The organism is Pseudomonas sp. GW821-FHT01E10, from assembly GCF_059422365.1.
In genome coordinates, this window is sequence record NZ_JBWKWT010000010.1 from 85,903 (window position 1) to 100,308 (window position 14,406).

At 61.4% G+C, this 14,406-nt stretch carries 12 protein-coding genes; 2 read left to right on the forward strand and 10 right to left on the reverse strand.

From position 1 onward, the window contains the following. Positions 1-2 precede the first annotated feature (2 nt). From AC07V0_RS18500 to hflK (AC07V0_RS18530), 7 genes are all read right to left on the reverse strand, one after another. Entirely contained in the window at positions 3-803 is an 801-nt protein-coding gene (locus tag AC07V0_RS18500) for an HvfC/BufC N-terminal domain-containing protein (protein WP_086945234.1), read from the reverse strand. Then, positions 794-1,639: an MNIO family bufferin maturase gene (gene bufB / locus AC07V0_RS18505; RefSeq protein WP_064621173.1), complete on the reverse strand. Its 846-nt coding sequence runs from the start codon at positions 1,637-1,639 to the stop codon at positions 794-796. Before bufB ends, AC07V0_RS18500 begins: the two co-directional genes overlap by 10 nt. Positions 1,640-1,704: 65 nt before the next feature. Further along, positions 1,705-1,959 carry a BufA2 family periplasmic bufferin-type metallophore gene (gene bufA2 / locus AC07V0_RS18510; protein ID WP_018927345.1) on the reverse strand — a complete coding sequence of 85 codons (255 nt, stop codon included), beginning with the start codon at positions 1,957-1,959 and terminating at the stop codon, positions 1,705-1,707. Between the two features lie 119 nt (positions 1,960-2,078). Beyond that, positions 2,079-3,989, reverse strand: a complete 1,911-nt coding sequence (locus AC07V0_RS18515) for a heavy metal translocating P-type ATPase (protein ID WP_064621174.1) — start codon at positions 3,987-3,989, stop codon at positions 2,079-2,081. Then, positions 3,986-5,044 (reverse strand): protease modulator HflK, encoded by a 1,059-nt coding sequence (gene hflK, locus AC07V0_RS18520; protein ID WP_026286517.1) that lies wholly within the window; start codon positions 5,042-5,044, stop codon positions 3,986-3,988. Before hflK (AC07V0_RS18520) ends, AC07V0_RS18515 begins: the two co-directional genes overlap by 4 nt. Further along, a complete protein-coding gene (gene hflC / locus AC07V0_RS18525) occupies positions 5,041-6,096 on the reverse strand; it encodes a protease modulator HflC (RefSeq protein ID WP_086945235.1) in 1,056 nt (351 codons plus the stop codon). Before hflC ends, hflK (AC07V0_RS18520) begins: the two co-directional genes overlap by 4 nt. Further along, entirely contained in the window at positions 6,093-8,057 is a 1,965-nt protein-coding gene (hflK, locus tag AC07V0_RS18530) for a protease modulator HflK (RefSeq protein ID WP_086945266.1), read from the reverse strand. The genes hflC and hflK (AC07V0_RS18530) overlap by 4 nt, the downstream gene beginning before the upstream one ends. Positions 8,058-8,267: 210 nt before the next feature. Between hflK (AC07V0_RS18530) and lpdA the strand changes: the two genes are divergently transcribed. Next, positions 8,268-9,668, forward strand: coding sequence for a dihydrolipoyl dehydrogenase (gene lpdA / locus AC07V0_RS18535; protein ID WP_086945236.1), 1,401 nt, complete (start codon positions 8,268-8,270; stop codon positions 9,666-9,668). A gap of 45 nt (positions 9,669-9,713) precedes the next feature. Here the strand turns inward: lpdA and AC07V0_RS18540 are convergent, their stop codons facing one another. Continuing rightward, a complete protein-coding gene (locus AC07V0_RS18540) occupies positions 9,714-10,187 on the reverse strand; it encodes an Lrp/AsnC family transcriptional regulator (protein ID WP_019580354.1) in 474 nt (157 codons plus the stop codon). Between the two features lie 144 nt (positions 10,188-10,331). Between AC07V0_RS18540 and AC07V0_RS18545 the strand changes: the two genes are divergently transcribed. Next, positions 10,332-10,961, forward strand: coding sequence for a LysE family translocator (locus AC07V0_RS18545; RefSeq protein ID WP_019651261.1), 630 nt, complete (start codon positions 10,332-10,334; stop codon positions 10,959-10,961). 3 nt (positions 10,962-10,964) lie between these two features. On the opposite strand, the gene AC07V0_RS18550 is transcribed toward AC07V0_RS18545, so the two are convergent. After that, the gene (locus AC07V0_RS18550; RefSeq protein WP_086945237.1) at positions 10,965-13,097 is read right to left on the reverse strand and encodes a hypothetical protein; all 2,133 of its coding nucleotides are present in this window, start codon (positions 13,095-13,097) and stop codon (positions 10,965-10,967) included. Continuing rightward, positions 13,084-14,277 (reverse strand): DUF3142 domain-containing protein, encoded by a 1,194-nt coding sequence (locus AC07V0_RS18555; protein WP_086945238.1) that lies wholly within the window; start codon positions 14,275-14,277, stop codon positions 13,084-13,086. The genes AC07V0_RS18550 and AC07V0_RS18555 overlap by 14 nt, the downstream gene beginning before the upstream one ends. Positions 14,278-14,406 lie beyond the last annotated feature (129 nt).

The following is a 14,406-nucleotide window of genomic DNA, read 5'->3' on the forward strand; positions in this document are numbered from 1 at the left end:
ATTTAATAGCTGCTCTCTATGATTCGAGGCTGCAACCAACCGTCCTGAACCCACTGTTTCAGCCATGTAACAGCCTGAAGGGGTGCATCCTCACCACAGATGACTGCTAATTCGGAGCACAGTTCAGCGAAATCCCAGTCGCCCTGAAACAAGCCGTTTAGAGCTGCCGCCTCCGCAGGTTCCAGGCTGCGGTAATGACAAACCAGCCCCGCTCTCCAGATCACCAATACTTGGGGCGCCCCTAACGCTGCACTACCGGGGAACCCGGTTTCATCCTTCACTGCCCGCCACAACGCAACACTGTTGAAAGCACACTCAAGCCATTGCACAGAGGGGCTGGGGCTGACCCGCAACGTCGGCCAGTCTTCAGGCTTCAGGGCGGCCATGTCCTGTATCGTCAGCGGCGCGCCTTCAGGCGCGTCGAACGCCAGCGTGAATGCCCACTCAAGTGCCGCCAACTCCCCCAGCGCTGCACTTTGCTCTGGCACTAAATGCTGTCGAATAAACGACTCGAACCCTTCACCCAGCCACCTCAGGCTGTAATGAACAGACGGACACTGGCGAATGTAAGCCGCCGCGAGCTGCTCGAATTCATCGTCACCCAGCCAATGCCAAATGACCGGATAGTCGCCGCGCAGAACTTCCTGAAGCCTTGCCTGATAGGCGTTGTGATAGATCGCCAGCCCGGTGCTCACATCCAGTGTCGGCCCCCCCATAAGACTCGCGCCTAGCGCGGTATCGGCTGCTGTCTGCTCACCCAGCAGATACGTTTCAAAGGCCAGCTGCCAGTCGTTCAGGCGCATCTCAGTCTCCGGGTCAACACGCTATCACCCAATGCCCGGGCCTTTTGCAACTCGGTAAGTAGCTCTTCAAAAGGCGGGAAATGATCATCGCGTTCCAGCAGTGTCGCGACTGGCCCGAGGTGTTCCAGGGTTTGTTGATAGAGCGCCCAGACCGGATCACTCACCGGCTGGTCATGGGTGTCGATCACGTAATCGCCGTGGTCGCTGTGGCCAGCCAGGTGCAACTGTCGAACCTTTTTGGCCGGCAGCCCTTGAATGAATGTCCACGGATCGAAGCCATGATTGCGGGAGCTGACATAGACGTTGTTGATGTCCAGCAACAGCTCGCAGTCGCTCAACCGGCTGAGCGCATCAAGAAACTCCCATTCGCTGAATTCGTCGCCAGCGCTGCGCACGTAACTGGAGACGTTTTCCAGCACCAGCGGACGCTGCAAGACGTCCTGAACCTGCCGCACTCGGCCGGCCACGTAATAAAGACTTTCTTCGGTGTAGGGCAGCGGCAACAAATCATGGAGTTGATGGGCGTTGCCACGGCTCCAGCACAAGTGATCGGAGATCCATGCCGGTTCAACTCGCTCCGCCAGAAGTTTCAGCTGTTGCAGATACTGCGGATCGAGGGCATGAGGACCGCCAATAGACAGCGATACGCCATGCATCACCACGGGATACCGTTCGGCAATGGCGTCCAGGTAGTACAGCGCCTTGCCGCCCTGGACCATGAAATTTTCCGAGACCACTTCAAACCAGTCCACGGCTGGCGACTGTTCAAGAATCTGTTGGTAGTAGGCACTGCGCAAACCCAGGCCGTAGCCCAGACAAGAAAGGGAAGCAGACATTTTGCGGACTCCTCGCAAAGTGCCGCAGTGGCAAGAGAGCCACCGCGACGGCATTCGGCAGTCAGTTATTCGCCGACTTTTCCATCGGCCTTCATGCATTCGGCCTGAGTCATTGCCTTGAAGCCATGCCCTTTGCAGACAGCCTGACCTTTGCAGGCGTTTTCGGCTGTCTTGCAGTCATTCATGCCTTTGCACGATGTCACGCCGTAGCAGTGAACCTGTGCAGCGTCGGCGGCCTGAGCCTGAGTGGCAACACCTGCGAACATTGTTGCAGCGGCAAAGGCGAGAGCGGCACCGGCGGTGGCGGTTTTGAAGTTCATTTGTATATCCTCAGTAATCGTCAGGGGTGTCGGCTGGAAGGTTGTTCAGTCCCGACACAGCACTAGAGAGCGCTGCCCTGACGGCGTTACAGAGGCGATGAAAAAACTTTTCGCCTCGCTCAAACCTCATCTTTGAGCTTGAGCAAAGGCTCCTGAAAACGCAGCAAACGCCCAGCATTACCGAGCACCAATAACGTACTCAAGTTGTGCAACAGCGCGGCAATCATCGCCCCGGCCGCGCCCAGCCAGCCGAATGCGGCAAAGGCGACAATCGCCAGGGTCCAGCCCAGACCGATGATTACGTTCACCTGTAAAGTCTGCCGGCATTGGCGACTCAGGCGCACACAGGTTCCGAGCCGGCGCAGGTCGCTGCCGATCAGTACGATATCGGCCGAGGCCAGCGCGATGTCCGCGCCGCCCGCGCCCATGGCCACGCCGACCACACCGGCCTTCAGCGCCAGGGAATCGTTGATGCCGTCTCCCACCACCATCGGCCGGAAACCGCTGTCGATTTCTTTCAACACGCGATTGAGTTTGTCCTCGGGCAAGGCCTGGGCTTCGACATCGCTGATGCCCACATCCCGGGCCAGCGTATGAGCCACGCTTTGTCGATCCCCGGTCAACAACAACTGACGACCCAAGCCCAGTTCACGCAACTCGCTCAGGGCAAACCGCGCCTCGGGTTTGACGCTGTCGGCGAGCAACAGCCAAGCGAGAAATTCACCGTTGAGTGCCAGCCCGGCAATCGGGCCATCGTGGCCGGGAACAGCTGAGGTGACGATGCCCAATTGCGCGAACAGCTCCGGACGACCGAGGGCCGCTTCGCCCTGCTCCGTCATCGCCACGACACCCAGCCCCTGACGCTCGCGGATGTCGGAGAGCAGCAGAAAATGTTCCTGAGTGACCAACCCGGCCAACGCGCGGCTGACCGGGTGGCTGCTGGCAGAGCCAAGGCTGGCGGCGAGTTTCAGTACGTGACTGCGATCTTTCAGCGGACTGTCGATCGATTGCAGGCGCAAGGTGCCGAACGTCAGGGTTCCGGTCTTGTCGACCACCAACGACGTCAGGTCAGCCAATTCTTCGAGGAACGCCGAGCTGCGAATCAGAATCCCGTGCCGAGCTGCGACCGCCACCCCGGCAATCGCCGTGGCCGGTGCCGACAACACCAGTGCGCAAGGACAGGCCGCCACCAACACCGCAAGCATCGCCTGGGCATCGTTGGTGACGAACCAGGTTACGGCCGCCAGCAGCAACACCAGCACCATGTAGCTACCGGCGTAGCGTTCGAGCAAACGGGTGATCGGCGGCTTGGAGCGTTCGGCGTTTTGCATCAACGCGATGACTTTACCCAGTGTCGACTCGTGACCGGTGCGGGTCACTTCAATGCGCAACAAGCCATCAAGGTTGATCGCTCCGCCGAACACCGGCATGCCCACAACGGCCTCTATGGGCACCGACTCACCGGTGATCGATGCAGTGTCGAGGCTCGCCTGACCGGACAACACCCGACCATCGGCCGGCACGCGATCACCCGCACGCACCTCCACCAGGTCGCCGGCCTTGAGTGTGCCGTTATCGACTTCAACGATAGCGCCGTCAGCCTGAATCTTGCGCGCATGGCTGCGGGTCAGTTTGCCGAGGGCATGAATCGCTTCCTGTGAGCCGATCACGCTGCGCTCTTCCAGCACATGGCCGAAGATCATGATGATCGGCAGCAGTGCCGCAGTCAGCAGATCGCCAGTGGCCCAAGCGCCGAGCATGGCGAGGGCAATCAACTGATCGGTGATCCCGTGCAGGCTCGGATAACGCAGGCTGTACCACGCCGAACGCATGACCGGCACGGCCACCAGCAACGAAGCAAAACCCAACAGCAATTGGCTGACCCCGGTCTGCTCCGGCAACAACCAGCGCCAGATCAGGCCGAGCGCAAGCAAGCCCAGTGCAAGCATGGCCAGGGTCAACTGGCGCGCGGCGCTACGTTGTTCAGCCGAGGACAACATGCTCGGCGCGGCGGCGGTTTGGGCAGTCATTGCGCAGCTCCCTGAATGATCAGGCGGGAATCGTCTTTCGGATCGACCGTCGTCACCGAACCGGCCTGCCCGAGAATCTTCGGCATCCGCTCACGGTAAATACGCAGCAGCATTTGCGGGTCGGTGCCCTGCTGTTGCGCCTTGGCCAGGCTTAATACTGTGGCGGTGTCGGTGGAGGCTTTGGCCAGGCGTTCGCTGGCCTGGGCGTGAGCCACTTGCAGCGTGCGGTCGGCTTGTTCATTGGCGGACTGAGTCAGCTTCTCGGCTTCCGTGCGCGCATTGGCCACGGCCTTGTCAGCTTGCTGGCTGGCAGTTAACACGGCGTTGAACGCGCTCACTGCCGGGCCGGGCAGACTCGATTGCACATCGACCCGCGCCACTTCGATACCCAAGCCCTGCCCGGTCGCCGTCAGTTCGGCCAAGCGTTGATTGATGCCTCGCACCAGATCGCCGCGCAGACGTTCGCGACGTTCGGCAGCCTGATTGTCGGCACCGATCAGTTCCGGTCGAGCCACCAGAATGGTGTCCAGGTCTCGCGCCGCGGTGAGTGCCACGGCACTGCGCGTCACCAGTCGATCCAGAGCCGGCAACACATGCTCACCCTGAAGAACGAAGGCATAGGGCTCAGTGACTTTGTAGAACACCCGCACATCCAGCTGCACCACGCCCGCGTCACCGGTCAGCAGATAACCGGAGCCGGCGAGCGCATCGCTGAGGGGTGTGGCGAAGCTCGCCACCCGGTCGGCCTGCAACGCGGCATCGGTGCGCAGCAGATTTTCCACCCGACGCTCGATCACCCGGTCCGCTGCCGGTAACAAGATCACCTGCTCAAACGGTCGCGGCCACGCCAACAGCAAACCGGAGTTTTGAATGCGATCCAGTGCGCCGAAGTGCAGCACCACAGCACGATTCTGCGGGTCGATCTGCCGCACATTGGAAAATGCCCACGCCAAAGCAGCCAGCACGGTCACAGCGTAAAGCGCGAGAAAAGCCAAGCGCCCGGCCTGAATCCAGGGGCTGCTCAATTCATTTGTTCCACGTGGAACCAAACTCATGGCTGCGACCCGGACTTGTTTTCGAGCGTCGGTGGACCGTCAACCAACACCCGGAACGGCGCCGCATCGGTGCGCAAAATCAGTTTGGTGCCCGGTGCGACGATGGTGCCCAAGGTGTCGAGGGAACGCAGCAAATTGTAGAGCTGCGGTGAGCCTGCGTAGGCGCGGCCGTAAATCTGCGCGGCTTCGACGCGAGATTGGGCTTCGATGTCTGCGGCTTTCACAGTGGCATCAGCTTGTACGATTCGCGCATCACGCTCGGCCGCAGAACGGATTTGTGCCGCTTCACGTTTGCCGATAGCCGTGCGTTCAGTGGCGATTGTTTCACGCTCGGCGCGCATACGATCGACCGTCGCGGTGAGCGTCACCGATGGCAGCGTCAAGCGCTCGATACCGACTTGCAGCACTCGCACGCCATAGGTGGTGAGCAACTGCTGATCGATCTGCTGGCGCAGCTGCGCTTCGAAATCGGCGATGTGCACCTGGTTGGCGTCGGTGTTCACCAGGTTGGCCAGGTCGAAACTGCTGGCAGTGGTTTCCAGCGCCGAGCCGACAAAGGTACGAATCTGCCGCGCGGCTTCATCGGGTTGATTCTGCACGGCGCGCATAAAGCGTTGCACGTTGTCCGGATCGCCCTGTACCTGCCAGGCCACGTAGGCTTGCACGATGATGCGCAGACCGTCGCGCGTGCCCACATCCTGCAAACCGCTGGAGGTGGTACGCAGCCGCAGATCAACCGGAATCGCCGCCTCGAACGGCGCCGGCCAACGCCAGCCAAGACCCGGCTCCAGTAACACCCGCGATGGATTGCCAAAGCGCGTAATCACCGTGGCCTCCCCCGAGCGCACTTGCACCAGGCTTGCCGCCGCAACGGCAAAGGCCACCAGCAGCGCCGCCCAGCCCATTCGCCGCCACGGAAAAGGGCCAGCTTCGTGCGGATCACCATGGTGGTGATGGTGATGATGACCGTGGTGATGCCCGCCATGGCCGTGATCGTGGCCGGCGTGGTCATCGTGGTCGTGATGATCGTGAGTAGGCGTCGACTGGCTCAATGGGCGGCTCCTGGCTGAGCGGTATTACGCGACGGCGCAGGGTCAGCCGGCAGCGTGAATGTACGTAGGTCGATGGTCGGCGCATTGCTGCTACCACCCAGACGGTGATCGAGAACCAGCAGCTTGGCGTTAGCCAGACCCTGGGTCAGTTGGCTGAGGTATTGCTCCAGTACAAAAGCCTGGCCGGCGCTGGAGTACGCCTTTCGCTCGGCGGCAAATTTCAGGTCGGCGGCCCGAGCGCTCGAGTTGATTTCATGCGCACTGGCCGTGGCTTGATCGCGAGCGATGCTGGCCTGCAATTGCGCCTGGTTGGTCGCCTCCGCTGCGGCACCGCGCTCGCGGGAGATCAATGCCTGGGCGCCAATCTGCGCTGCTTGAACGCCGTGATAAGCATTGGCAGCCCCCGCTGGCGGATGAATGGCCTCGACCACCGTGGCGAGAATTTCCACGCCGCTGTCGAGTTTTTGCAGATCCGCCTGCACGGCGCGGCCGATTTCTTCAGAGAGCCCTACCCTGTCTTCGCCGAGCAAACCGTCGAGGGTTCTTGAGGCGAAGTCATGAACCAGAATCCGGCTGGCGGTGCTGCGAATCAGCGTCGGCACGTCGGCGCTGTTGTACGTCGCGGCCAGAGCCGCCTGATCGCTCAGGCCGATGCGATAGACGAAGCGCACGTCCATGTTGACGATCTGAAAGCTCTGCTTGTCGGCACGGCTGCTGGCGATGACCTGGGATTTGTCATTCACATGGCTGGCGTCCCACAAGCGATTGGCAATGGCCGGTGCCGGGCCTTCGGCAGGTTCGGCCGCGACCGGGGCCGATGCTTCGCCCACGCTGGTGGCCAACTCATGGACTACGCCGTTCTCGACGCTCAGCACGCGACCCAGCGGCCACGGCAAACCGGCGTGCAAACCGGGCCCAAACACTTCCACCGGTTTGCCGAAACGTTCGTAGATGCCCCGCCCCTGTAGCGGTATTTCATGAATGCCGGTGAGCGACCAACCGACGATTGCCACCACCGCCAGCACCGGCAAAAACGCCCGGCGCATGTAGGTGAAGGCCCAGATTTGTCGCAGGTCGATACCGAAGCGATTGTGCAACTCGTGCTGCAATGCGAGCAGGGGCTGTGGCGGCCAGCGCAACATATCGGCGACGAAGCTTCGCGCCAGCAAGGTCGGTTCAAGCTGTTCACGACGGGGGCTGAACAGTGACAACACGGCGCGCAGCAACAACTCGATGGCGACCAGCCCCGGCAACAAGCCGATCAGCACCGCCAGACGCACCGGCCAGACGGCTGTTTCGCTACCGAACAACAGACACAAGGCGCTGAGCACCAGGCCAATAATCGCGACCCGCGCCAGCTGCGCCAACGACCCGGCTTCAGGCCATTGGGCGACATTTTCCTGCGCCAGTTGCCGCTCCAGCACCAGCAAACCGAACGCCAGCAGCAACGACAACGCCGCGCCGACACTGGCCGATAATCCCAACGCAGCGGGTGGCAAAGCGAGGTTCCAGACCTGCTCGATGCTGTACAAACTCAACAACGCCCAGCCGCCAAGCCAGAGCGTCGGTGCACCGATCTGCCCAAGCAACCGCAGCCAACGCTGACTGATGCCGTCCAGCAACCGCTCGTACCAACCTTCGGCGACAACGACTTCTTCGGTGATAGCCACCGGCACCAACACTGATGGATTCATCGCTCGTGCGCGCCACTGCGTTATCCACCAGGCCGACTGCAGACCGGCGACCAACACCAGCAAACCGGCGCTCTGATTGACCAGCAACGCGGGCCAGAGCGACTGTGGTGCAAACAGCCCGACAAAAAACGCCAGCACCAGCCCTGCGGCCGCCAAGGCCCCCAAACCGATTGCCCATTGGCGTAATCGACGTCCTTGAACGACCGCCTGCTGAAAGCGCGGCAGCCCTGCTATCTGTGCCCCATCGCCATCGAGATCGACTTGCATACCACCCCAGCCATTGCTCACATCACAATTCGTTACGATATAACGAAAATGGTGAAATTTTCGTCCTGAATCGTTCTATCTAAAAACGCTGAACCTGTCGCCAAGCTGAAGCCTTGACCGAAATGGTGAGAAACGCACATATTACGTTCGTAATTTTTATTGAAGACTACTTTTTATCGATCCCGCCCCTCTCAATCCAGGAGTTGCACCATGAGCACCTATGACGTCGTGATTCTGGGCGCCGGCCCCGGCGGTTACAACGCAGCGATCCGCGCCGGGCAGTTGGGCTTGAAAGCGGCATGCGTGGAAGGCCGCGCCACCCTCGGCGGGACCTGCCTGAACGTCGGTTGCATGCCGTCCAAGGCATTGCTGCATGCCTCTGAGCTCTACGACGCGGCCATGGGGGCGGAATTCGCCAACCTCGGGATCGAGGTCAAACCTGTGCTCAACCTGGCTCAGATGATGAAACAGAAGGATGAAAGCGTCACAGGCCTGACCAAGGGCGTCGAGTTTCTGTTTCGCAAAAACAAGGTCGACTGGATCAAGGGATGGGGCCACATCGACGGGCCGGGCAGCGTCACGGTGACCGACGATCAGGGTGGCAAGACCCGGCTGAGCGCCAAAGACATCATCATCGCCACCGGTTCCGAACCCACTCCCCTGCCAGGCGTGGACATCGACAACCAACGCATCCTCGACTCCACGGGCGCGCTGTCGCTGGCTGAAGTACCGAAGCACCTGGTGGTGATCGGCGCTGGAGTGATCGGTCTGGAACTGGGTTCGGTATGGCGGCGCCTGGGTGCTCAGGTGACGGTCGTCGAATTTCTCGACCGGATCTGCCCGGGTGTGGATGCTGAAGCCGGTAAAACCCTTCAGCGCTCATTGAGCAAGCAAGGCATCCGCTTCAAGTTGAGTTCGAAAGTCACCAGCGCCACCTCCTCGGCGAGCGGTGTTCAACTCAGTGTCGAACCGGCCGCAGGTGGCACCGCCGAGCTGCTGGAAGCCGACTACGTGTTGGTGGCTATTGGTCGTCGTCCTTACACCCAAGGCCTGGGCCTGGAGAACGTCGGCCTCGCCACCGACAAACGCGGCATGCTCGCCAACAAGGGCCACCGCACCGAAGCCGCGGGCGTCTGGGTGATCGGTGACGTCACCTCAGGGCCGATGCTCGCCCACAAGGCCGAAGACGAAGCCATGGCCTGCATCGAGCAGATCGTCGGCAAGGCTGGCGAGGTCAATTACGACCTGATCCCCAGCGTGATCTACACCAAACCGGAGCTGGCCAGCGTCGGCAAGACCGAAGAACAGTTGAAGGCCGAAGGTCGCGCCTACAAGGTCGGCAAATTCCCCTTCACCGCCAACAGCCGGGCGAAGATCAACCACGAAACCGAAGGCTTCGCCAAGGTACTGGCCGATGAGCGCACCGACGAAGTTCTCGGTGTGCACCTTGTGGGCCCGAGCGTCAGCGAAATGATTGGCGAATATTGCGTGGCCATGGAGTTCAGCGCCTCGGCCGAAGACATCGCCCTGACCTGCCATCCGCACCCTACCCGCTCCGAGGCCTTGCGCCAGGCGGCGATGAATGTGGAAGGGATGGCGACGCAGATTTAGAACGATCAAAAGATCGCGGCCAAAGACTGCGATCTTTTCGCTTTTTCAGTCAGGCAAATGCCCCAACGGCAACGCTCCCGGCGTCTTCACCGTGTGAATTGCAAAATTGCTGCGGATATCGCTCACGCCCGGCAATTTCAGCAATCGCCCGGTGAGGAAACGGTCATAGGCGCGCAAGTCCGGTACCACCACTTGCAGCAGAAAATCCGATTCCCCGGACACCAGAAACGCCGAAATCACCTCAGGCAATGCCGTCACGGCCAGGCGAAACGCTTCGGCTTGTTCATCGTTATGCCGTTCGACTTTGACCCCGACAAACACCGTCAGCCCAAGGCCCACTTCATCTCGATCAAGGTTGGCCTGATAGCCACGAATCACACCGGCCTCTTCCAGCATCCGGACCCGGCGCAAACAGGGCGAGGCCGACAAGCCGATCTCATCGGCCAGTTGTACGTTGCTCAGGCGTCCGTCCCGTTGCAGCGCCGTGAGGATTTTGCGGTCGTAGGCGTCCAGTTTCATGTTTTGGTAGATCCTGATGGTTCGATCATCACAAACTGGCAGGTTATGCCAAATATCGAAGCTTTAGAAGCCGACTACGCAACCACCTGCCCTGCCCCTCGGCCGTAGACTGACCCCACCAAATCGACAACGAATGGGGGCGACATGACAGAACTCTGGCTGTTTTTCATGGCATTGACAGTGGTGTACCTGTTGCCGGGCCCGGACATGATTCTGCTGTTGCAGACCGGCGCTCGTCAGGGCAAAGGCGCGGCGCTGGCCACGGCATTGGGGCTGGGCGTGGCGCGCGGTTGTCATGTGGCATTGGCGGCATTGGGTTTGGCGACGCTGTTCAGGACTGCGCCCTGGACCTTCGACGTGGTGCGCCTGGCCGGCGCCGCGTACCTGCTCTGGATCGGCATTCAGTGCCTGCGCACCACGATGCTGCCGAGCTTGAACGGTGCAGACGCAACGACTGCTAAACCACGGTGGCCGGAGGCGATCCAGCGCGGTTTGCTGACTAACCTGCTCAACCCCAAGGCGCTGCTGTTTTGCTCGGTGCTGCTGCCGCAGTTCATCAACCCTCAAGCCGGACCGGTGCTCGCGCAATTTGCGACCCTGGGCATGATGCTGGTCGGCGTCGGCTTGCTGTTCGACAGCGCCTACGCGCTGGTCGGCGCTGCGTTGGGCCGTTGGCTGCAACGCAGTCCATCGGCCCAGCGGGTACAGCAGTGGTTGTTTGGCAGCCTGTTGATTGGTTTTGCTGTGCGGCTGACCTTTGTTCAACAAGCTTGAGCGTTATCGCGCTTTCCGACGGCGGCGACTGATCAACAACAGCGCCGCTGCCGTAACGGCCAACACGGCGCCGATCTGCAATGGTTTTTTGTAGGGTCGCAGCGTGGACCGCATAGCGTCGGTGACCTGGGTCACATAGCGCTTGTCGGCGTTCTGGAAGTCCGGCTCCTGGCATTGATGACCGAAATCACCGGCCCAGACCACATAGGGCCCCTCCTCGACATAACGACGATAGAACGCGCTTTGCTCTTGCAGGTTGGTGCCCCACCCTGAGGCCTTGCATAGCACCGAAGCAAACGCCTGACTGCTGTGGGGCAGATGATCGGCGGCCTTACTCGCCAGAGCCGTGGCGACATAACGGTAATGGAAACGCTCATCAGGTTGCGCCACCGTAGCTTGCTGACGCTGCACTTCGCCCTCGGTCATCAGCGGTCCGACCTTGAGCTCCGGAGCTTCCAGGCTGTAATTGCCACCGAAGGTCACGTAATCCGGGGACATCTCGTAGCCCAACAGCTCCATCCCATTGTAGCGAGCCAGCGTCGCGGCGTAGTAGTAAGCGAATGCCTTGGAGGTCGGCCACCATTTGGACTCGGCCTCCTTGCGCAATTGCCCATACCATTTGGCCTTGGCCTGCAAATCCGCGTTGTCAAAGTAAGCCGGAGCCTCATCGTAACGCTCTTCACGCAATAAACGCCGCCCGAGCAGATTGCGCAGGCTCGCAGCCACCGGCAACGGCACATAATTGTCGCGATCCTGCTGGCTGAGCGGTGGCGGTGCCGGCACCTGGGTGTCGACGTACTGCTTGAGTTCATCGAGGGTCAGCACCCGCTCGGCCACGGTGGCCGCGTCGAACCAGTAGATGCCCTGGCTGCGATAGAGCTGATCGAAGGCCTGCAGGTAATCCCCGCGTTGCAGGGCCAGGATCGCGCTTTCACCCTCGACCCGGCATTTGGGCTGGAGCGTTTCGTAATCCCAGTCGGGCGTCCGCCGCTCGCCCCAGGATTCGTTCTGCGGGAAGGCCTGGGCGGCTTTGGCATAGGCCGCTGCGGCGGCGTTTTTGTCGCCATCACGCACCGCCAGCTTCGCCCGCAACCACCACGCAAGGCCACCGTCACCAGCCTGTTCGAGGAAGGCTTTGGCGCTGGCGTAATCGCCCTGTTGATAATTCATCGCCGCCAGGCGATCGGCATTATCCAGACTGCCACGGGTGCTGCTTTGCAGCAGTTTGATCAGTTTCTGTTCGTTCGGCGGTTGATCACCGAATGACCAGCCCAGCCGACTGATCAACGACGCCGTCACCAGTTGCTGCACCGCTTTGCCCTTGAGCAACCCGGCCAGTTGCTCGTCGGGCATCGCCGCCAGATCGGCCATCAACAGCTTCAGCGAGGTGTAGCCCACCGCCGAGCCGTGAAGGTTCTGCGTGGCGTAGAGTTGGATGGCGTTGTCCCAATCACCCGCGGTGCGGGCCACTCGTGCTTCTTCGCCGAGGCTGGCGACACCCAGTTCCAATGGGTCGCTGAAGCCGTCGATGCTCAGTTGACGGGTCTGCTCGAAGGCCTTGCGGGACTGAGCCAACAGGTCAGGGGTCGCGCCTGCTTCTGAACTCATGGCAAACAGCGCCCGGCCCAACGAGTACGCCGCCCAGGTGCTACGCAACGGGCGTTGTTCCTCCGGCAGCGCCAGCACTTTCTGGAAGTAGTCGGCGGCCAGGCCATGGTCACCGGCGTTGAACGCCACGGCGCCAGCCAGATAGAGTCTGTGCTCGGCCGGCAGATTCGCGCCTTGCTCTTCAACCTGACGGGCATCGGTCAGGTTGCGCAGTTGTTTCACCAAAGCTTGTTGTTCAGGCGTCAGACCGGCCTGTTCGGCGGTATCGCGCTGATGGGTGTAATCAGGCGCATCGCCGTAACCGTCCCCCGGAATGTTGGTGGCGGCGGTGACATTTTTCAGTCCCGCGATGGCATGCCCGAGGCGGCTGATCTCAAGGTTGAAGTTGCTTTCCGGCAGTTCCGCCAGCGACTGGCCACGGTTGTCCAGCAGGCGCATGGGGAAGTCCGGCCCGCAGGCCAGCGCCGAACCCAATGGCAGGCTGAGGCTCAGGCAAAGCACATGGCGGGGCCAGTTACGGGTAAACATTCGAACCTCCTTGATCAATGTGTGCGCAGCGAGCCCAACCGATGGCGCGCTGCCCGCCGGCCGGGATTCGACCGTCACGCAGGCGGGTGAAGGTAAGCAGATCCGGGCGCTGTTGCAACGCATAACCGGCCAGCGCATCGGCGCCCTCGCAGCCCTGCACCGCCAGCGTCAGGCGTTCGGGCCAGGCACTGTCGAGGTTGCCTTGGTTGCTGAGGCTGATGTCGTAGAGGCCGTCCTGCGCCGAGAGTTTCAGCCCTACATGACTGTCGAGCGTATCGCCGCGCGCCACAGCGCCCAGCGTCGTCAGGCTCCAGGCCCTGCGATCATTGGCCAGGGGCAGGCGAAACCAGATCAGCCCGGCCAGATGGGCCGGTGGATCGGCGCGCAACTCGGCGCCGAGCTTGCTCAGTTGCTGCGGGTCCGCCAGCAACTCCCGACGTTCGCCACCTCGCTCGATGGGCACTTCGCTTTCCACGACCGGCGCGCCCCCGGCCCCCGGCAACAGCGCCACGCCATAAGCCGGCAGCGCCAGATAAAACGGTTTCGATGTGTTGCGACTCCAGGCCCTGGCCCACTGCCGTGTCTGATCCGGGTCGAACAGCCCACGCCGTGGATCGCTCACCGCGTGCACCTGCAACACGCTGCTGTCGACCGTTGCCAGCAACGCCGGCAATTCAGAACTGTCGAGCCAGGCCGGCAACGCGGTGATGCTCAGTGGCAAGGACGCCGGCAGAACGCCACGCAAATGGGTGAGGAATTCGCGGTAGGCCGGTAACCGGGCGTTGCCCGCATCGTGGTCAATTTCCACGCCGGAGAGGGTCAACCCCTGCCCTTGCCAATCGCTGAGCACCTGCTGGATCTGCGCCGTGACCTCGTCCCGGTCCAGCCCATTGAGCTGGCCATCCAGACGAACCACCGCAATCAGCGGTCGGCCATCACGCTTGAGCAGCGCCGGATCGATCCGCGCCCGGCTCCAGCCAGACTGTGGAAATGCCTGCAAGGCCAGCACGCGCAAGGTCGAGAAATCGGTGTGGCTGTCGCGCAGCGCGGCGTCATGGGCTGGCGTCCATAGCCGTTGCCAGACATAGAGTTGCTGATCGAGCGGCGGCGCGTCCGATTGCTCGCAACCGTTGAGCAACAACGCTGCCAGCAAAACGATCAAGCGTGCGAAAAAAACCATGAGAAACCTTATCCCTGAAATACAAAAAGGGCCTCTCAAAGGCCCTTTGTCGCTCTGCTCGCTACCCTACTCAGCCGTTGGCTTGCGGGCAACGATCACCTGACTTTTTGCCACCACCGTATCCAGCAC